Source organism: Ruegeria sp. O5, from assembly GCF_056535105.1.
The window spans coordinates 210,278-228,684 of sequence record NZ_JBQERN010000001.1 but is presented as its reverse complement, the minus strand read 5'-3'; the positions used below and the strand labels follow the sequence as shown (position 1 = coordinate 228,684).

The window sequence follows — 18,407 nt, the reverse complement described above, 5'->3', positions numbered from 1 at the left end:
CTGCCTGCAAAATAAGTGCAAGTAACAATTTTGCCTAGCTATCGTGACACGCTTGTGACGTTTTATTCTGCCGCGGCCTGCAACCCTGCCCCTCCGCCGCGAATGACGGCCAGCAATTCCTCGCGCCGCTTGGCTGCTTTGGCCTCGTTCTCGCGCAATACGGGGCCAAACCCACGGATATCCAGCGGCAAACGGGCCAGGGCGGCAATCGCATCGCGTGTGGTCTGCGACACAAGCGGTAGAACTTCGCGCATGTCCTTTTCATACTGACGGATCAACGCACGCTCCATCCTTCGTTCCGACGAATAGCCAAATAAATCCAGCGGCGTACCGCGCAGCGCCTTCAACCGGGTCAAAAGCTTCAATGGGCTAATGACCGACTCCCCGAAAGCACGTTTGCGCGGTCTGCCGTTGCTGCCCGATCCCCCCAAAAAGGGCGGGGCCAGATGGAATGTCATCTTGAAATCGCCATCGAACTCGGCAGCCGCTTTGTCACGGCTTGTCAGAAGAAGGCGCGCGACTTCGTATTCATCCTTGTAAGACAACAGCTTGTGATAGCCTTTTGCCACCGCTTCGCGGATATCCGCATCCTCAACACTGTCGACCAGCTTGCGATACCGCTTGGCCAGCCGCGCACTTTGGTAGTCGGTCAGATGGCTTGCGCGGAATTCGATCTTCTGATCCAGCGATTTGGGCATCTCGGTTACGGTCGGGGACAGAATCGACTGTACCTCTGCCGGATGAAGAACCGCCCAACGCCCGATATCAAACGCACGCTTGTTCCGTTCAATCGTAGTTCCGTTCAATTCAATGGCATCAAAGATCGCCTGATGGCTGACGGGCAACAACCCGCGCTGCCAGGCCGCGCCAAAGATCATCATGTTGGAATAGATCGAGTCGCCCATCACGGCGCGTGCCAACTCGGTCGCGTCAAACAGCGAGACATCTTCTTTCAGTCGTGCCTGAAGAGCCAGTTCCAGCTGATCGGCGGGAATGCGAAACTCGGTATTGCGCGTAAAGTCGCCTGTTACCGTCTCATGGCTGTTCACAACGGCGCCTGTACGGCCAGTGCGGGTCAGGCCCAATGTTTTGGCTCCGGCGGATACCACCAGATCACCGCCGATCAGCGCATGGGCTTCGCCGGTTGCGACACGGATGGCGCTGATGTCTTCGGGTGCATTGGCCAGACGGCAATGGATGTGTACCGCGCCGCCTTTCTGCGCCAAGCCCGCCATTTCCATCATGCCCGCGCCTTTGCCGTCAATCTGGGCAGCCTGTGCAAGAATTGCGCCCAGCGTGACAACACCGGTTCCCCCGACACCCGTGATCACTACGTTATGCGTACCGCTGATCTTGGGCAGCACCGGCATCGGTAGGTCGGGCAAGTCGATTTCGGTTGTTGCCTCTTTGCGGATCTTCGCCCCCTCAAGCGTAACGAAGGAAGGGCAAAAGCCGTTCAGGCAGGAATAATCCTTGTTGCAGCTTGACTGATCGATGGCGCGCTTGCGACCGAGTTCTGTTTCCTTGGGCACGATCGACACGCAGTTCGACTGCACCCCGCAATCGCCGCAGCCCTCGCAAACATCGGTATTGATGAAGACGCGCTTGTCCGGGTCCGGGAACGTGCCGCGTTTGCGGCGGCGGCGCTTCTCGGCCGCACAGGTCTGAACATAAACGATGACCGAAACACCCTCGATCTCGCGGAACTTTTCCTGCACTTGCATCAGTTCCGCACGCTCGAATGTCTGAACACTCGACGGCAGAGCCTTGAAGTTTACGTCTTCCTTTTCGTCGTAGACCAGAGCAACCTCACGGACACCCATGGCCTTAACCTCGGCAACGATCCGTTCTGCGGTCAGATCGCCTTCATTCTCCTGCCCGCCCGTCATGGCGACGGCATCGTTGAACAGGATCTTGAAGGTGATGTTCGTACCCGCAGACAACGCCGCGCGGATCGCCTGAACGCCCGAGTGGTTATAGGTGCCATCGCCAAGGTTCTGGAACACGTGTTTGGTGGTCGAAAACGGGGCCTCACCAATCCAGTTCGCGCCTTCACCGCCCATCTGGGTAAAGCCGGTGGTGTTCCGGTCCATCCACTGAACCATGTAATGACAACCGATCCCTGCATAGGCACGGCTGCCATCCGGGACTTTGGTCGAACTGTTGTGCGGACAGCCCGAGCAGAAATACGGAAGCCTTGTTGCGATTTCCTGTGCGTTGTCGGCCCGGCGCGCCTCGGACAAAGAGGCCAGCCCGGCCCGAATACCATCGGTTTCACGCCCTTCTTCGATCAGGATTTCACCCAGCTTTTCAGCAATCATGATCGGGTCGAGCGCGCCACGGGTCGGAAACAGTTCGTCGCGGTGCAACGTACCGGCACCGCCCTTGTACCACCCATAAACCCGGCGGCCGCGACGGTCGTCAAAGATAGCCTCTTTGACCTGAACTTCGATCAGCTTGCGCTTTTCCTCGACGATCACGATCAGGTCCAGCCCTTCGGCCCAGTCGTGGAACCCGACCATGTCCAGCGGGAAGGTCTGCCCCACCTTGTAGGTGGTGATCCCCAGCCGTTCGGCTTCGGATTCATTGATATTCAAAAGCGACAGCGCATGGGTCAGGTCCAGCCAGTTCTTGCCCGCCGCAACAAACCCGATCTTTGCACCCGGTTTGCCCCATATCCGCCTGTCCAGCTTGTTGGCATGCGAAAACGTCTCGGCTGCAAACCTTTTGTAATCGATGACGCGCGTTTCCTGCAGGTGCGGCGTGTCCCCCAGGCGGATATTCAAACCGCCTTCCGGCATATCGAAATCAGGTACGACGACCTGCATTCGGTCGGGGCGACCATCCACAACCGAGGTAACCTCGATTGTGTCCTTCATGGTCTTTAGCCCAACCCAAACCCCAGCAAAACGGCTGAGCGCAAAGCCGTATATTCCGTAGTCGAGGATTTCCTGCACACCCGCCGGGCTGACGACAGGCATATACATATCTACCAGTGACCATTCGGACTGATGCAACACGGTCGAGCTTTCGCCGGTATGATCATCACCCATCGCCATAAGCACACCGCCATGCTTGGCGGTACCGGCCATATTCGCGTGGCGCATGACATCACCGGACCGGTCTACGCCCGGCCCCTTGCCGTACCAAAGCCCAAAAACCCCATCGAACTTGCCGTCTCCGCGCAAGCCGGCCTGTTGGCTGCCCCACAGCGCCGTTGCCGCCAGATCTTCGTTCAATCCGAACTGAAACGTAACATCGCTTTCGGACAACTGCCTTTGCGCCCGCATCATCTGCTGATCAACAGCGCCAAGTGGCGAGCCACGATATCCAGTCACCAGCCCCGCCGTGTTCAGTCCCGCCTGCCGGTCTCTGGCCTTTTGCATCAGCATCAACCGGACAAGCGCCTGTGTTCCGTTCAGAAGAACGGGACTTTTCTCAAGATCGAACCGGTCGTTTAACGTAATCTGTGGCTGACTCATCAGACGTCTCCCCTCGCCAGATCAGTGTGCATGTTCGTAGTGCATTTTAGGTCATAATTTCTGACCTGTATAGGTTTTATGCACTGAACCGTAACGATTTCGGCCTTTGATTGTAGAACTTGTTACCTGTTTCATATAGGCGTTCGAAAAGATAACGAAAGTTGCGGCGATGGATTGGGACAAGCTTAGAATATTTCACGCGGTGGCCGATGCGGGCAGCCTCACACATGCCGGGGACAAGCTCAATTTGTCTCAATCCGCCGTAAGCAGACAGATCCGCGCGCTGGAAGAGTCGTTGGATGCCACCCTTTTTCACCGCCACGCCCGGGGGCTGATTCTCACTGAACAGGGTGAACTGTTGTTCGACGCCACATCCGCCATGTCAAAACGGCTGGACGCAGCTGCTGCACGCATTCGCGACAGTGAGGAAGAGGTCTTTGGCGTTCTTCGGGTCACGACGACCTTTGGGTTCGGCACACTGTGGCTCGCCCCGCGCCTGCCCAAGCTTTATGAACAATATCCTGATCTGAACATCGACCTGATGCTGGAAGAACGTGTTCTGGACCTTCCCATGCGAGAAGCGGATGTCGCCATTCGCATGAAGGAACCCAGCCAGGCAGATCTTGTGCGAAAACGCCTGATGACGGTTCAGATGGCGCTTTACGCGACGCACAACTACATCGAAGCGCATGGCGGAATGCTGAAATCTCTGGAGGATATCCAAAATCACCGGCTGATCTGTCAAACACCCGCGGCACCCCAGGTGGGCGCCAGCGCGGCCATGGTACGCCATCTTATGACCTACAATCCCGCATCCCTGTTGACGGTGAACAACTACTTCGGCGTCCTTCAGGGAGTGTTGCACAATCTCGGCATTGGGGTTCTGCCAGATTACGTCACACAGGATTTCCCGCATCTTGTGCCGGTTCTGTCGGATGTCGAAACCGCTGACGTGCCGGTCTATCTGGCTTATCCTGAAGAACTCCGACACTCCAAACGTGTCGGGGCGTTCCGCGACTTTGTGCAGGACGAGATCATCGCACAGCGCAAACAACTGAAAAAGATGGGAAAACTTTAGCTATGCACAAATAGCATAGCGGGCATGAGGACATTTCAGGGTTAAATTCCTTGAACGTTTACAAACTGACCCCTAAATGAGCACTCGAAGGCGGTGATGCTGAAACGCTCATCATCTTCATACCTCCCTGTTGGACTACGGCCGAGCTTATTGCTCGGCCTTTTTTTTGCTCTAGGCATTGCATCAAGTCAGCGAAAGCTCTGGGAAAAATACACGCATAGGCATATGATCCCAAAAAAACGAGATAATTTCGTGTTCGAGGGAGAATCATGTTCCACCCATTCCGCCTTATGTTGGCGATTGTCTGCACTCTATTTTTGGCGGTTCCGCTTTATGCACAAGATACCGGCTCAACTTCTTCAGTGACCATTCCGGACGATCTAACACCTGAGCAGGTCGATGGTCTGGTTGCCCGCATGTCAGATGACCAGGTGCGCGCCATTCTGTTAGAGCGCCTTGATGCGGTCGCCGAAAAGCAGGCTGCCGAGAAGGCGAACGTGGAAGACCCGCTGACCGAAATCAGTGAGATATGGGCCGAGATGGTCTCGTCCTGGACACATGTTCTGACCACGCTTCCCAATATTGTCACGGCACAGATAACTGCGTTTGGCAATTTCAGCGACACGTTTGGAACGTCCGGCGTCCTTACCCTGTTTGGGCTTATTCTTTCTGTGTTGATTGCGGGTTTCATAGCTGAGAAACTGTTCATTTTCCTGACCCGTCGCTGGCATGAAGCGACCGAAGTTGGGGATGAGGCCGATCTCAGGGGCGCCATCAGTTACCTGTTCCGCAGGTTCTGCCGCGAAATTGCCGGGCTGATCGTGTTCTATGTTGTCATTCGCGCGATTGGTCGCGGGCTTCTGACACCCGAACAGATCACTTATGCCGCTCCGTTTGTTTTCTATCTGATCTGGATTCCACGCCTGGGGGCTGCGGCCTCACGTTTTGTTCTGGCACCGGAGAAGCCCAAATATCGGTTGGTGAGTATTGACGACCATTGGGCAAAATATCTGCATCGCAATCTGATCGGGCTGTTGATCCTGATTGGGTTCACACTGTTTGTTGTGCGCTTTAACGCTCTTAATGGCGTGACAGGTGACGATACACGCATCGGCTTCTGGCTGAACGCGGCAACCCATGTCTATATCGCTATCATCGCATGGACCGCGCGCGAAGGGTTGTCTCAGATGATGCTGGGAACAGATCCGGATCACACGAAATTCGATGAAGAAGTTGCGTATTATTATCCCTACTTCGCCATTGGCGTTTCGGTGACAATCTGGCTGCTGGTCGAATTCCTGGTCGCGCAACGCGATCCGTCGACGCTCAGATTGCTTGGAGGTGGTGCGCATTTCACAACCATGTTCTGGTTGCTGATTGCCCCTGCCCTCGACACTTTGATCCGCGGGCTGGTGCGCCACTTGCAGCCGCCAATGTCAGGAGAAGGCCCGCTGGCCGAACGCGCTCATCGCGCGGCCAAGCGCAGCTATATCCGGATTGGGCGGGTTATTGCGGGTTTGGTCGTGGTTTTCATGATCGCCCGCACGTGGCATCTTGACCTGCGCAATGTCGCCTCGGCCGGTGTCAGTGCCGAAGTTGGCGGCGCTGTCATTGAATTCCTTCTGATCATTGCGGTCGGCTACATCCTGAACGAGGTTGTTTCACTATGGATCAACCGCAGGCTGGCCAAGGAACAGACCGCAGCTGAAGCAGTCGACGAGGAAGCAAGCGGTGAAGGCGGCGGTGCCGGAGGCTCTCGTCTGGCGACGGTCCTGCCGCTGATGCGGATTACGGCCCAAGTCACAATTTCGGTAATCTTTGGCCTGCTGGCCTTGGGTGCGCTGGGTATCAACATCACACCGCTTCTGGCCGGTGCCGGTGTTCTGGGTCTGGCCATCGGCTTTGGTGCTCAGAAACTGGTGGCGGATATCGTCGGCGGTGTTTTCTTTCTGGTCGATGATGCCTTCCGCGTCGGCGAATATGTCGATGTGGGCGGAACCACCGGAACGGTCGAAAAAATCTCGATCCGTTCAATGCAACTGCGTCATCACAGGGGGCCTGTGCACACAATCCCTTATGGTGAAATCCAGAAGCTGACGAATTACAGCCGTGACTGGGTGATCATGAAGCTGAAGTTCACCGTGCCCTTCGATACCGATCCCAACAAGGTCAAGAAAATCTTCAAGAAGATCGGGGCCGAAATGATGGAGGACGAAACCCACAAAGAAGGCTTCCTGCAACCCTTCAAGTCTCAGGGTGTGTTCGACTTCGACGATGTGGGCATGATCATTCGCGGTAAATTCATGGCAAAGCCCGGCAAGCAGTTCACCTTGCGCAAGGAAATCTTCAACAAGGTCAAGGCCGAGTTCAAGGCCAACGGCATCGACTTTGCCCGCCGCGAGGTGCGCGTTGCAATTCCCGGACTGGAAGAGGTCGAGCATCTGACGCCCGAGCAGAAGACTGCTGTTGGCGCCGCAGCTGCTGCCGAGGTCAACAAAGACCAGGGATCGGCGTAACCTTCGGGGTTTACGTCGGCGATTTGCAGCAGGACTGCTGTACGGTTATTCGGAACCGGCCGTGATGCCGGTTCCGTTTTTCTTTGAAAGACGCGACCTGCGCCGACTTGACCCTTTCCACACGCGCGCGCTTGCCCTACAAGGCGCGCAATCTCGGCCCACTTGGACACAGGACAGAAGATGCAAGAGCCCGCCATCACACCCGATCTGATTGCCGCACATGGGCTCAAGCCCGAGGAATACGACATGATCCTCGAGATCATCGGGCGTGAACCGACCTTTACCGAGCTTGGCATTTTCTCGGCTATGTGGAACGAACATTGTTCTTACAAGTCGTCGAAGAAGTGGTTGCGCACTCTTCCGACCTCGGGACCTCAGGTCATTTGCGGACCGGGCGAGAATGCCGGTGTTGTGGATATCGGCGACGGTCAGGCCGTTGTTTTCAAGATGGAAAGTCACAATCACCCGTCTTACATCGAGCCCTATCAAGGCGCGGCAACGGGTGTCGGCGGCATCCTTCGGGACGTGTTCACCATGGGTGCGCGCCCGATCGCTTCGATGAACGCGCTGTCCTTCGGTGAACCCGGCCACCACAAAACCCGCCAGTTGGTTAACGGCGTGGTCGAAGGCATTGGCGGCTATGGCAACTGTTTCGGTGTGCCTTGCGTTGGGGGCGAGGTCCGCTTTCACCCGGCTTACAACGGCAACTGCCTTGTGAACGCTTTTGCCGCCGGTTTGGCCGACAGTGACAAGATTTTCTACTCTGCCGCGTCGGGCGTGGGCATGCCTGTGGTTTATCTGGGTGCCAAGACCGGACGCGACGGTGTTGGCGGCGCGACGATGGCCTCGGCCGAGTTTGACGACACCATCGAGGAAAAACGACCTACTGTTCAGGTGGGTGATCCCTTCACCGAGAAACGCCTGATGGAAGCAACGCTTGAGCTGATGCAGACCGGTGCCGTGATCTCGATTCAAGACATGGGTGCTGCGGGCCTGACCTGTTCCGCGGTTGAGATGGGCGATAAGGGCGGTCTGGGCGTGCGTCTGGATCTGGAAAACGTCCCCCAGCGCGAAGAGAACATGACAGCTTATGAAATGATGCTGTCCGAATCTCAGGAACGCATGCTGATGGTTCTCAAACCCGAACTTGAGGCCGAAGCCCGCGCCGTGTTCGAAAAATGGGATCTCGATTTCGCAATCGTTGGCGAAACCATTGCCGAAGACCGCTTCCTGATCATGCACAACGGTGAGGTCAAGGCCGATCTCGTCCTGTCCAAACTGTCTTCGACCGCGCCCGAATATGATCGCCCTTGGGTGCCGACGCCCGAAGCCGAGGAACTGGCCGAAGTGCCTCAGATCGATCCGATTGACGGCCTGCGCGCCCTGCTATCGTCGCCCAACTACGCGGGCAAGCAGTGGGTTTATGAGCAATACGACACGATGGTGATGGCGGATACAAACCGGACACCGGGCTTGGGTGCGGGTATGGTGCGCGTGCACGGCACCGACAAGGTGCTGGCGTTCACCTCTGACGTGACCCCGCGCTACGTCCGCGCCAACCCGGTTGAAGGCGGCAAACAAGCGGTGGCCGAAGCCTACCGCAACCTGACGGCTGTTGGGGCGAAACCGTTGGCTACCACCGACAACCTGAACTTCGGCAACCCGGAAAAGCCCGAAATCATGGGCCAGTTTGTTGGCGCCGTTCAGGGCATCGGCGCCGCAGTCGGCGCGCTGGATATGCCGATCGTGTCCGGCAACGTGTCGCTGTATAATGAAACCGACGGTCAGGCGATCCTGCCCACCCCAACAATCGGCGCTGTCGGGCTGCTGAACCACAGCGATGAAATCATCGGCAACGAGGTGCGCGAGGGTCACGTGGCTTTGGTGATCGGCGAAACCAAAGGCCATCTGGGTCAGTCCGCCCTTCTGGCCGAGGTCTTCAACCGAGAAGATGGCGACGCGCCGCATGTGAATCTGGACGCTGAAAAACGCAACGGTGATTTCATTCGCGCCAATCGTGGAATGATCAAGGCCTGCACTGACCTGAGTGATGGCGGCCTTGCGCTGGCGGCCTTCGAACTTGCCGAGGCCGCCGGGGTTGGCGTGTGCCTGGATGATGCACCGACGGAATTTCTGTTCGGGGAAGATCAGGCACGGTATCTGGTCGCGTGCAACTTTGATCAGGCCGAGGCGTTGATGATCGCGGCGGGTCAGGCAGGTGTGCCGCTGGTCTCGGTTGGCCGTTTCACCGGCGAAACGATCAGGATCGGAAGCTCGGAGGCCTCGTTGGAAGACTTGACGGCCATTTTCCGCAACAGTTTTGCCGACGCCGTCGCCTGATCAGGCTGAATAAAACTCGCTCGAAACCTGCGCCCTGAATAAGCGCAGGTTTCGTCGTTTTGGCGCATTCATGTGCCCTTGCGCGCCCGGTTCAGGCGCTCTACATCTTTGGAAAGACCTTCAGGAGTTACCTACATGCCGATGAGCGCCCATCAAATCGAACACCTGCTGCGAGAAGCTTTTCCTGATGCGGATATTCAGGTCGGCGGCAACGACGGTGTTCATATGTCCGCCATGGTGGTGGACGAAAGCTTTCGCGGCAAAAACCGGGTGCAGCAACAACGCGCGGTTTATGCCGCGCTGAAAGGCAAGATGGATGGCCCAGATGGTGAGCTGCACGCGCTGGCGCTGACGACGAAAGTACCTGAGTGAGTGCAACCGTCTGGATATACGGCATTTGTGGACTGATTGCCTTTGCCGGCAGCGCCTTTATTGTCAGATCGGCAATAAAAAATACGCGCTCCGACAAAATTCGGGGCGTGAAACCTGGTCACGGAGACCAATTGATAGACCACGGAACCGTGTTGGGAGGCGGCGGTGGTCATGTAACCGTGTCTCGGGTCACAAGAGACCCACAGGCCTACGCCAAAGCGATGGTTCCCAAAAAATGAGTTCATGGCAGGTTTGGATATCAGCAATCGCAGCTTTGATAGTTGCCGCCGCGCTGATCGAAGCCTATGTGAAGCGGAACAGAAAACGCAACCTCGCCGACATGCGTCCAGATCCGGGTGAACTCAGCAAAGTGGGCGGCCTTGAGAGGTACGGGCTTGATCCGGTGGAAATGGCGCAGGCCGAACACCGGCGGCTTGAAACGGAAGGATGGGCACCCAGTTTGCCCAGTGATGGAACAATCCCCGCAGGTGCGGATGAAAAGGAAAAACAAGATGACCGACGTTAAGACCCAGATCGACCAAACCGTCAAAGCCAACGATGTGGTGCTGTATATGAAAGGCACCAAGGAAATGCCGCAATGCGGGTTCTCCTCGCGCGTGGCTGGCGTGTTGAACTACATGGGCGTTGAATACACGGATGTGAACGTTCTGGCCGATGAAGAGGTGCGTCAGGGGATCAAGGATTATTCCGACTGGCCCACTGTGCCCCAGCTTTACGTCAAAGGTGAGTTTGTTGGCGGCTGCGATATCATCACCGAGATGACTCTGTCGGGCGAACTGGACGCGTTGTTCGACGAAAACAACGTCGGCTACAACAAGGAAGCAGCCGACAAAATTCGCGAAGCAAACGCGTAATCCAGCCTAACGGCTGGAACAACCCCGGTAGATATCCTGCTCAACGGCGGCGCCTGCCGCCAAATAGCTTACGGACGCGTCCCACCCTTTCGAGCGCAGGATGTAGGTTCCACCATCACCAATGGATTCGTAGCGGATACCAGACCCGCTTTGGACTTGACGCATCACAACCAGAGAATTGTCCACCAAGGTTGCCGCTGCACCCGTACTGTCCGGCGCGTTGAAATAGGTGACAGGCAGCGGTATTCCGTTTTCACAGGTGAAGGTGACAGACAGAATATCGATCTCAGCCAATGCTGTTGTCGCGGGCGCAATCAGCGCCACCGCACAGATGAATTTGCGCAGGAACTTCATCGTGCCTTTTTCTCCTCAACTACTGCGGCCAGCGCTTCGGCCCGTGCGGCCAGTTCGGCCAGCGTATCTGTAACGGATGGTGGAACCACAGCCACTTCAATGCGCTCAGGTTCGGGCGCCGGGGCGCTTCGCAGCGCCTGAAGCTCGGCTTCGGCTTCGGCCAGTTTCCCTTCGAGCGATTTGACCTTGTCCTCTGTCGCCGCAGTCTTGTCGGCCAGCATCAAACCGGCCATCAGCAACATGCGGGATTCCGGCATACGACCGATCTGATCGGACAGCACCTGTGCCTCGTCGTCCAACACTTTGGCGGCAGCGTGCAGAAAGGGCTCTTCCCCGTCCCGGCAGGATACGTCAAAACCGCGCCCGCCGATATGAATGGTCACTTCGGGCATTACTCTACCTCACCTTCAACAAGTTTCGCCTGCGACAGCAGAGGTTCCAACCTTGCAAGAACGGCCTGCGCTTCGGCGGCGTCTGACGCCTGCGCCGCGCGCGTTGCTTCCAGTTCCGCGACAGTGGCCCGGTTCAGCAGCTCGGCATCTGCGACACCTTCGGCGGCGGCGGCGCGCAATTCGTCTATCGCAGTGCGCAACTGCTCGTTTGCCTTGCGCATCCGTTGCAGATCGTCGTCCAGCCGCGACATTGCAGCGCCGTGGCTGGTCCGTTCAGCGCGCAGCATCTCAAGCTCGGCGCTCAGGTCGTCGACGCGGACAGTGTCTGACAGTTCTTCCTTTAGCCGGCTGTTTTCCGCCTTCAGCGCCTCCAGCTCGGTGCTATTGTCCAATGCGGCCTTGGCTTCGGCCAATTCAGCGCGTGCGGCTTCGACCGATGCGATTTTCGCACGGGCTTCTTCCAGCTCGGATCGCAGAGCGTCTGTTTCGGCTGTATCGGCCGGAGCGGTTCGCAACTCCTCAAGATCGGCACGCAACCCGTCCACTTCCTGTTCGTGCTGTTCCTTCAGGGTTCTCAGACGTTCCTGAAGCTGCGCGTTCGCAACTTTTTCATCTTCAAGCGCTGCCTGGAGGCCGTCATCTGGCCGGGCATCTACGGTCGCACCGCCCAATGCGTCGACGCCCGCTCCGATACGGTCCATCGCCGCAATAATGCGGTGCTGTAATTCCTCAAGTTGGCTCATGCCCCTGTCACCTCTTTATCAAGGTTCATTCTGTTGCGAAGCGATCCGAATCAAAATCGAATCCCGCCTGCCGCCAGTCTAACGGAATGCGACAGAAAATACCCACTGTTTGCTTTCAACCACTTGGGCCGCGCACTTCAAGCAATCCAGGCGGATAAACCCCGGTTCTGCTTGCACTTTGAGTGCTGAGTGGTATTGAGCCCGCAATCTGCTTTTTATCCAAAGGAACAACGCCCGTGGACCTGACTGCGCTGCGCAATGCCAACCCCGAACACTGGGACAAAGCTGCGGCCATCCGCACATTGACCCTTGATGCCGTCGCCGCTGCAAACTCCGGACATTCCGGTATGCCCATGGGCATGGCTGATGTCGCCACCGTCCTGTTTGAAAAGCATCTGAAGTTTGACGCCTCGGCCCCGAACTGGCCGGATCGCGACCGCTTCATCCTGTCCGCAGGCCATGGTTCGATGCTGGTCTATTCGTTGCTGTACCTTACGGGATATGCAGATGTGACGCTGGAGGAGATCAAGAATTTCCGCCAGTTGGGCGCAAAAACCGCAGGCCACCCCGAAAACTTTCTGGTCGCTGGTGTTGAGACCACGACCGGCCCGCTGGGTCAGGGTATCTCGAACGCCGTGGGCTTTGCGATGGCCGAAGAAATCCAGCGTGCACATTATAGCAAGAAGGTTGTTGACCACTATACCTATGTCATCGCGGGCGACGGTTGCCTTATGGAAGGCGTAAGCCAGGAGGCAATCACCCTGGCCGGCCGTCACGAGCTGAGCAAGCTGATCGTTTTCTGGGACAACAACAACATCACCATCGACGGCACCGTCGACATCGCGGACCGCACCGATCAGGTTCGTCGCTTTGCGGCGTCGGGCTGGCATGTGATCGAAATCGACGGTCATGACCCCAAGGCCATCGACGCGGCCATCGTTCAGGCGAAGAAGTCGAACAAGCCGACCATGATCGCGTGTAAAACCCACATCGCTTTGGGCCACGCGGCTCAGGACACGTCAAAGGGGCACGGTGCGCTGACCGATCCGGATCAGCTGAAGGCTGCCAAGAAGGCCTATGGCTGGGCGCATGACGCATTTGACGTGCCTGCCAATGTCAAATCCGCATGGGAAGCTATCGGTGCGCGTGGCGCTGCCGAGCGTGCGGAATGGGAAGCGCGTTTCGCACAACTGTCCGAGCGTAAGCAGGCTGAGTTCACCCGCGCCTATGCGTTCGAGGCCCCCAAGCGACTGGCTGGCGCCATTCGTGCCTTCAAAAAGCAGATGTCCGAAGATCAGCCGAAACTGGCCACCCGTTCGTCGTCGGAGAAGGTCCTGAACGTTGTGAACCCGATCATGACCGAAACCGTTGGTGGTTCGGCGGACCTGACCGGATCGAACAACACCAAATCGGCCGATATGGGTGTATTCCTACCGGAAAACCGCAAGGGTCGCTACATCCATTACGGTATCCGTGAACACGGCATGGCGGCCGCGATGAACGGTATGGCGCTGCATGGTGGTATCCGTCCCTATGGCGGCACGTTCATGGCCTTCACAGATTATGCCCGCCCGTCCATGCGTCTGGCCGCGCTGATGAAGATCCCCAGCGTCTTTGTGATGACCCATGACTCGATCGGTCTGGGCGAAGATGGCCCGACCCACCAGCCAGTTGAACATCTGGCGATCTCGCGTGCAACCCCCAACACTTTTGTGTTCCGCCCCGCTGACACCATTGAAACGGCCGAGGCATGGGAACTGGCGCTGACCTTCAAGGAAAGCCCCTCGGTCCTGTCGCTGACCCGTCAGGGTGTTCCAACGGTTCGTACCGAGCACAAGACCAAGAACCTGACCGCACAAGGTGCTTACGTTCTGGCCGAAGCGGAAGGCAAGCGTCAGGCGATTCTGATTGCCACCGGTTCCGAAGTGTCGTTGGCCATGGAAGCCAAAGCGATGCTCGAAGCCGAGGGCATCGGCACCCGCGTCGTCTCGATGCCCTGCATGGAGTTGTTCGCGCAACAGGACGAAGCCTACCGCAAGCGCGTCCTTCCGGCAGGTCCGGTCCGCGTTGGTATCGAAGCCGCGGTTCGTGCTGGCGGCTGGGATCGTTGGTTGCTGGGTGAACGTGGCCGCGAAGCCAAAGCCGGGTTCATCGGCATGTCGAGCTTTGGTGCCTCGGCCCCTGCCGGTGAGCTGTACAAGCATTTCGGCATCACCGCCGAAGCAACCGTGGCCAAGGTCAAGGAAATGTTGGGGCTGTAAGCTTATACCAGAACAATCAACCAAAGGGCGGCTTCAGCCGCCCTTTTCCGTTTCTTTTCAGTGCGCTTTGGACTTGCCGAACAAAGGCATGATCACCTTGGTGGCCATTGGGATCAAAACCAGTCCCCAGGCTAGGCCCAGAACTCCGTCCATTGTCGCTTTGGCCAGCCATTTCACCGCAGCGGCCCAGTCCTCGGGCGCTGAATACGCAATCGCTTTGGCCCAGTCATAGATCTGATGCTGCAGCCAACCAAAACCAAGCACTTCCAGACCGTGGATGACAATCGAGCCACCGACCCAAAGCATCGCCGCAGTTCCGACGACCGACAAGGTTTTCATCACAGCCGGCATTGCCTTGACCAGACCGCGACCCAAGCCACGACCAACAGGCGTTGGAGCGTTACTCGCCAGATAAAGCCCAACATCATCCATCTTCACGATCAACGCCACCGAGCCATAAACCGCCACAGTCACGCCAATCCCCACAACGGCCAAAGTTGCGGCCTGCATCCAAAGGTTTGGCGCTTCGATCGCCGCCAGTGCAATGGTCATAATCTCGGCTGAGAGGATAAAATCAGTTTTGATCGCGCCCTTGACCTTCTGCTCTTCCAGATGGCCCGGATCCCGGTTTTTCATGTCTTCCTCTATGACGTGACTTCCATGAGGAAACAGAACGTGAAAAATCTTCTCGGCACCTTCAAAACACAAATATGATCCACCCAGCATCAACAGTGGGGTGATCAGCCACGGGGCGAAATTGGCCAGCAGCAAGGCTACCGGCAACAGGAGTATGATTTTGTTGAAAACCGAACCGCGCGCGATACGCCAGATGATCGGCAATTCGCGCGCCGGGGCAAAGCCCTGAACGTATTTCGGTGTCACTGCAGCATCGTCAATGATCACTCCCGCAGTCTTGGCCCCAGCCTTGCCCGCCGCAGCTACGACATCATCCACCGATGTCGCCGCAACCTTGGCGATCCCGGCCACATCGTCCAACAAGGCCAAAAGACCACTCATTGCGTTTCCTTTCCCAATCACTGCCGCATCTGGACCCTACCTGATCCAACGGCTAGCGCAAGCGTTAGCGCAACCGCCGCAGGTTTGCGCTAACACCTTAAAAATATGCCGTTTTTGCCCTTTTGAGATTCCCATTTCGCCGCTATATGGCCCTCAACGCAAGCGCATCAGGAGACGTCACATGACCATCAAGGTCGGTATCAATGGTTTTGGCCGTATTGGCCGCTGCACCCTGTCGCACATCGCCGCGTCGGGGCGTAACGACATCGAAGTGATCAAAGTCAACGCAACCGGCCCATTGGAAACCTCTGCGCATCTGCTGAAATATGACAGCGTTCACGGGCGTTTCCCGCGCGAAGTTTCGATCGAAGGCAACACGATGGATCTGGGTCGTGGCCCGATGCAGATGTTTTCGACCTACGATATGAATGAACTGGACTGGGAAGGCTGTGACGTCGTTCTGGAGTGCACCGGTAAATTCAATGACGGCAACAAGGCCAAAACACATCTGGATCGCGGTGCAGGTAAGGTGCTGCTGTCCGCCCCCGGCAAGAACGTGAACAAAACCATCGTTTTTGGTGTGAACCACAACACCCTGACCGCGAACGACAACATGGTGTCGAACGGCTCCTGCACCACAAACTGCCTGGCCCCGCTGGCCAAGGTGCTGGACGAGGGCGTCGGCATTGAACACGGTATCATGACCACCATTCACGCCTATACCGGCGACCAGCCCACGCTGGACCGTCGCCACAGCGACCTCTATCGCGCCCGCGCTGCCGCAATGTCGATGATTCCGACCTCAACCGGTGCTGCCAAAGCTTTGGGTGAAGTTCTTCCAAACCTGAAAGGCCGTCTGGACGGTTCTGCCATCCGGGTCCCTACCCCGAACGTTTCTGCGGTTGACCTGACCTTCCGCGCGTCGCGTGACACCTCGGTGGCCGAGATCAACGCAATCGTCGAAGAAGCAGCCAAGGGCCCGATGCAGCGCGTTCTGGGATATGAGCCCGCACCGCTGGTATCAACCGATTTCAACCACACCGAAGAAAGCTCGATCTTCGCACCCGATCAGACCCGTGTCGTCGATGATCGCATGGTGCGCGTGCTGGCCTGGTATGACAACGAGTGGGGTTTCTCGGTTCGCATGGCAGACGTAGCCGTCGCCATGGGACGCCTTAACTGACCCTTCGGACTTCGCTTGTACGTTGATGCCCGCTCAGGTTATCTGGGCGGGCATTTTCGTTCGGAACCGACATGAACAATCAAATTGCCATCTGGCTTGGCGTCCTTCTGCTTGGGGGCATGATGCTGGACGTAGCCTTGTATGGAACCGAGCACATGTTGTTCCTCGGTAAGAAGCTATACGACTTTCTGGACTGGCTCGCTTTTTGGCGATGACAGAGGTTTTTCTTGACATTTCGCTTGATCTGTAATTGTTAGCGCTAACTCATATGGCTGAGATATTTGTACGGAGCGAACCATGACCCTGAAACTAGCGATCAACGGATTTGGACGGATCGGGCGCGGGGTTCTGCGCGCGGTGATGGAAAGCGGGCGTACAGACGTTGAGATCGTCGCGATCAACGACTTGGGCAAGCCCGACATGAACGCGCATCTGTTCGAATTTGACAGCGTTCATGGCCGTTATCCCAACCCTGTCACGCTTACAGACGCCTGTCTGGATGTGGGGCGCGGCCCGATCCGCCTGAGCAGTGAGCGTAATCCCGAAGACTTGCCCTGGTCTGACATCGACGTTGTTCTGGAATGCACCGGGGTTTTCCGCACACGCGAAGCAGCTGAACGTCACTTCAAGAACGGATCACGGAAAGTCCTGATCTCAGCCCCTGCACGGGGTGACGGCGGTGTGAAAACCATCGTCTTTGGCGTCAACGACAGCGAACTGACCGCCGACGATCTGATCGTTTCGAACGCATCCTGCACCACGAATTGCCTTTCTCCGGTTGCTGCAGCTCTGGACGCAGGTCTTGGCATCAAACATGGCAACATGACCACCGTTCACGCCTATACCGCCAGCCAACCTGTGCATGACACGGTTGGAAAAGACCCCTACCTGTCGCGCGCCGCAGCCCTGTCGATGATCCCTACCACAACCGGTGCAGCCGCCGCTGTGGGGCTGGTACTGCCGCAACTCAAGGGCAAATTGACGGGTCAGGCCATCCGGGTACCAACCCCGAACGTTTCGGTCGTTGATCTGGTTGCCGAGGTTTCGCGCCCAACGACCGAAGATGAGGTCAATCAACTGTTCATTGATGCCGCGGCAAAGATCCCCGGTGTTCTGGCCGCGGAAAGCCGTCCTCTGGTCTCGGTCGATTTCAACCACGACTCGCACAGCTCGACGGTGTCACTGGCAGAAACCAAAGTCACCGACGGTACGCTGGTTCGCGTGCTGGCCTGGTATGACAACGAATGGGGCTTTTCAAACCGGATGCTGGATACGGCCGCCGCGATGGGCGCCCTAGCCTAACCGCTCACGCAGTGCGGCATTGACACGGGGCGTGACAAACTTTGACACGTCCCCGTTCAAGCGGGCAATTTCTTTCACCAGTTTTGAAGCAATCGCCTGATGGCGTGCCTCGGCCATCAAAAAGACAGTCTCGATCGAGTCGTCCAGTGCGCGGTTCATACCAACCATCTGGAATTCATACTCGAAATCCGCGACAGCGCGCAAACCGCGCACGATGATCTGTGCACCGACATCCCTTGCGCAATCGATCAGTAGATTTTCGAAGGGATGAGCGATGATTTCTGTGCCGGTTTGTTCGGTCAGTTCGGCGCATTCGGCCTCGATCATCGCGACGCGCTCTTCCAGCGAGAACAACGGGCCTTTGTCCCGGTTGATAGCGACGCCAATGACCAGTTTATCCACCAATGCAGCCGCCCGGCGAATGATATCGATGTGCCCTATGGTGATAGGGTCAAAGGTTCCCGGATACAAACCAACCCGCATCACGCCCTC

General features: G+C 57.2%; 16 protein-coding genes. 10 read left to right on the top strand and 6 right to left on the bottom strand.

Features of this window, described 5'->3' with window-relative positions:
• Positions 1-62: 62 nt before the first annotated feature.
• On the bottom strand, positions 63-3,482 hold the full coding sequence (locus ACR0M3_RS01090; RefSeq protein ID WP_480909308.1) for an indolepyruvate ferredoxin oxidoreductase family protein: 3,420 nt from the start codon (positions 3,480-3,482) through the stop codon (positions 63-65).
• A gap of 169 nt (positions 3,483-3,651) precedes the next feature.
• Between ACR0M3_RS01090 and ACR0M3_RS01085 the strand changes: the two genes are divergently transcribed.
• The 6 genes from ACR0M3_RS01085 (at position 3,652) to grxD (ending at position 10,663) form a co-directional block, all read left to right on the top strand.
• The gene (locus tag ACR0M3_RS01085; RefSeq protein WP_480481095.1) at positions 3,652-4,560 is read left to right on the top strand and encodes a LysR family transcriptional regulator; all 909 of its coding nucleotides are present in this window, start codon (positions 3,652-3,654) and stop codon (positions 4,558-4,560) included.
• A gap of 269 nt (positions 4,561-4,829) precedes the next feature.
• Positions 4,830-7,076: a mechanosensitive ion channel family protein gene (locus ACR0M3_RS01080; protein ID WP_480909306.1), complete on the top strand. Its 2,247-nt coding sequence runs from the start codon at positions 4,830-4,832 to the stop codon at positions 7,074-7,076.
• Between the two features lie 180 nt (positions 7,077-7,256).
• Entirely contained in the window at positions 7,257-9,416 is a 2,160-nt protein-coding gene (gene purL, locus ACR0M3_RS01075) for a phosphoribosylformylglycinamidine synthase subunit PurL (protein ID WP_480909303.1), read from the top strand.
• A 135-nt stretch (positions 9,417-9,551) separates the two neighbouring features.
• On the top strand, positions 9,552-9,788 hold the full coding sequence (locus ACR0M3_RS01070; protein ID WP_267363417.1) for a BolA/IbaG family iron-sulfur metabolism protein: 237 nt from the start codon (positions 9,552-9,554) through the stop codon (positions 9,786-9,788).
• Between the two features lie 235 nt (positions 9,789-10,023).
• Positions 10,024-10,314, top strand: coding sequence for a hypothetical protein (locus tag ACR0M3_RS01065; protein ID WP_480558487.1), 291 nt, complete (start codon positions 10,024-10,026; stop codon positions 10,312-10,314).
• A complete protein-coding gene (grxD, locus tag ACR0M3_RS01060) occupies positions 10,301-10,663 on the top strand; it encodes a Grx4 family monothiol glutaredoxin (protein ID WP_480481103.1) in 363 nt (120 codons plus the stop codon). Before ACR0M3_RS01065 ends, grxD begins: the two co-directional genes overlap by 14 nt.
• Positions 10,664-10,669: 6 nt before the next feature.
• On the opposite strand, the gene ACR0M3_RS01055 is transcribed toward grxD, so the two are convergent.
• The 3 genes from ACR0M3_RS01055 to ACR0M3_RS01045 are packed head-to-tail and all read right to left on the bottom strand — an operon-like array spanning position 10,670 to position 12,152.
• Positions 10,670-11,017, bottom strand: a complete 348-nt coding sequence (locus ACR0M3_RS01055; protein ID WP_480558491.1) for an MliC family protein — start codon at positions 11,015-11,017, stop codon at positions 10,670-10,672.
• Positions 11,014-11,409 (bottom strand): cell division protein ZapA, encoded by a 396-nt coding sequence (locus tag ACR0M3_RS01050; RefSeq protein ID WP_209504034.1) that lies wholly within the window; start codon positions 11,407-11,409, stop codon positions 11,014-11,016. Before ACR0M3_RS01050 ends, ACR0M3_RS01055 begins: the two co-directional genes overlap by 4 nt.
• Positions 11,409-12,152: a hypothetical protein gene (locus ACR0M3_RS01045; protein ID WP_480481109.1), complete on the bottom strand. Its 744-nt coding sequence runs from the start codon at positions 12,150-12,152 to the stop codon at positions 11,409-11,411. The genes ACR0M3_RS01050 and ACR0M3_RS01045 overlap by 1 nt, the downstream gene beginning before the upstream one ends.
• A 236-nt stretch (positions 12,153-12,388) precedes the next feature.
• On the opposite strand from ACR0M3_RS01045, the gene tkt reads away from it, so the two are divergent.
• Positions 12,389-14,413: a transketolase gene (tkt, locus tag ACR0M3_RS01040; protein ID WP_480909300.1), complete on the top strand. Its 2,025-nt coding sequence runs from the start codon at positions 12,389-12,391 to the stop codon at positions 14,411-14,413.
• 57 nt (positions 14,414-14,470) lie between these two features.
• Here the strand turns inward: tkt and ACR0M3_RS01035 are convergent, their stop codons facing one another.
• Positions 14,471-15,430 (bottom strand): DUF808 domain-containing protein, encoded by a 960-nt coding sequence (locus ACR0M3_RS01035; protein WP_480537784.1) that lies wholly within the window; start codon positions 15,428-15,430, stop codon positions 14,471-14,473.
• 181 nt (positions 15,431-15,611) lie between these two features.
• On the opposite strand from ACR0M3_RS01035, the gene gap (ACR0M3_RS01030) reads away from it, so the two are divergent.
• The 3 genes from gap (ACR0M3_RS01030) (at position 15,612) to gap (ACR0M3_RS01020) (ending at position 17,915) form a co-directional block, all read left to right on the top strand.
• Positions 15,612-16,613, top strand: a complete 1,002-nt coding sequence (gene gap / locus ACR0M3_RS01030; RefSeq protein WP_267363431.1) for a type I glyceraldehyde-3-phosphate dehydrogenase — start codon at positions 15,612-15,614, stop codon at positions 16,611-16,613.
• 71 nt (positions 16,614-16,684) lie between these two features.
• Complete coding sequence (locus ACR0M3_RS01025; protein ID WP_209596120.1) at positions 16,685-16,828, top strand: hypothetical protein; 144 nt, start codon at positions 16,685-16,687, stop codon at positions 16,826-16,828.
• A gap of 82 nt (positions 16,829-16,910) precedes the next feature.
• Positions 16,911-17,915: a type I glyceraldehyde-3-phosphate dehydrogenase gene (gap, locus tag ACR0M3_RS01020; protein WP_480909298.1), complete on the top strand. Its 1,005-nt coding sequence runs from the start codon at positions 16,911-16,913 to the stop codon at positions 17,913-17,915.
• Here the strand turns inward: gap (ACR0M3_RS01020) and coaD are convergent.
• Positions 17,907-18,398 (bottom strand): pantetheine-phosphate adenylyltransferase, encoded by a 492-nt coding sequence (coaD, locus tag ACR0M3_RS01015; protein WP_209596116.1) that lies wholly within the window; start codon positions 18,396-18,398, stop codon positions 17,907-17,909. The genes gap (ACR0M3_RS01020) and coaD overlap by 9 nt on opposite strands.
• Positions 18,399-18,407 lie beyond the last annotated feature (9 nt).

What these genes read in the sequence shown, in the direction of transcription:
- ACR0M3_RS01080 (WP_480909306.1), top strand. Translation starts at nt 4,830, where the DNA reads ATGTTCCACCCATTCCGCCTTATGTTGGCGATTGTCTGCACTCTATTT.
- ACR0M3_RS01035 (WP_480537784.1), bottom strand. Translation starts at nt 15,430, where the DNA reads ATGAGTGGTCTTTTGGCCTTGTTGGACGATGTGGCCGGGATCGCCAAG.
- gap (WP_267363431.1), top strand. Translation starts at nt 15,612, where the DNA reads ATGACCATCAAGGTCGGTATCAATGGTTTTGGCCGTATTGGCCGCTGC.
- gap (WP_480909298.1), top strand. Translation starts at nt 16,911, where the DNA reads ATGACCCTGAAACTAGCGATCAACGGATTTGGACGGATCGGGCGCGGG.
- ACR0M3_RS01045 (WP_480481109.1), bottom strand. Translation starts at nt 12,152, where the DNA reads ATGAGCCAACTTGAGGAATTACAGCACCGCATTATTGCGGCGATGGAC.
- ACR0M3_RS01090 (WP_480909308.1), bottom strand. Translation starts at nt 3,482, where the DNA reads ATGAGTCAGCCACAGATTACGTTAAACGACCGGTTCGATCTTGAGAAA.
- ACR0M3_RS01085 (WP_480481095.1), top strand. Translation starts at nt 3,652, where the DNA reads ATGGATTGGGACAAGCTTAGAATATTTCACGCGGTGGCCGATGCGGGC.
- purL (WP_480909303.1), top strand. Translation starts at nt 7,257, where the DNA reads ATGCAAGAGCCCGCCATCACACCCGATCTGATTGCCGCACATGGGCTC.
- ACR0M3_RS01070 (WP_267363417.1), top strand. Translation starts at nt 9,552, where the DNA reads ATGCCGATGAGCGCCCATCAAATCGAACACCTGCTGCGAGAAGCTTTT.
- ACR0M3_RS01055 (WP_480558491.1), bottom strand. Translation starts at nt 11,017, where the DNA reads ATGAAGTTCCTGCGCAAATTCATCTGTGCGGTGGCGCTGATTGCGCCC.
- ACR0M3_RS01050 (WP_209504034.1), bottom strand. Translation starts at nt 11,409, where the DNA reads ATGCCCGAAGTGACCATTCATATCGGCGGGCGCGGTTTTGACGTATCC.
- coaD (WP_209596116.1), bottom strand. Translation starts at nt 18,398, where the DNA reads ATGCGGGTTGGTTTGTATCCGGGAACCTTTGACCCTATCACCATAGGG.
- grxD (WP_480481103.1), top strand. Translation starts at nt 10,301, where the DNA reads ATGACCGACGTTAAGACCCAGATCGACCAAACCGTCAAAGCCAACGAT.
- ACR0M3_RS01065 (WP_480558487.1), top strand. Translation starts at nt 10,024, where the DNA reads ATGAGTTCATGGCAGGTTTGGATATCAGCAATCGCAGCTTTGATAGTT.
- ACR0M3_RS01025 (WP_209596120.1), top strand. Translation starts at nt 16,685, where the DNA reads ATGAACAATCAAATTGCCATCTGGCTTGGCGTCCTTCTGCTTGGGGGC.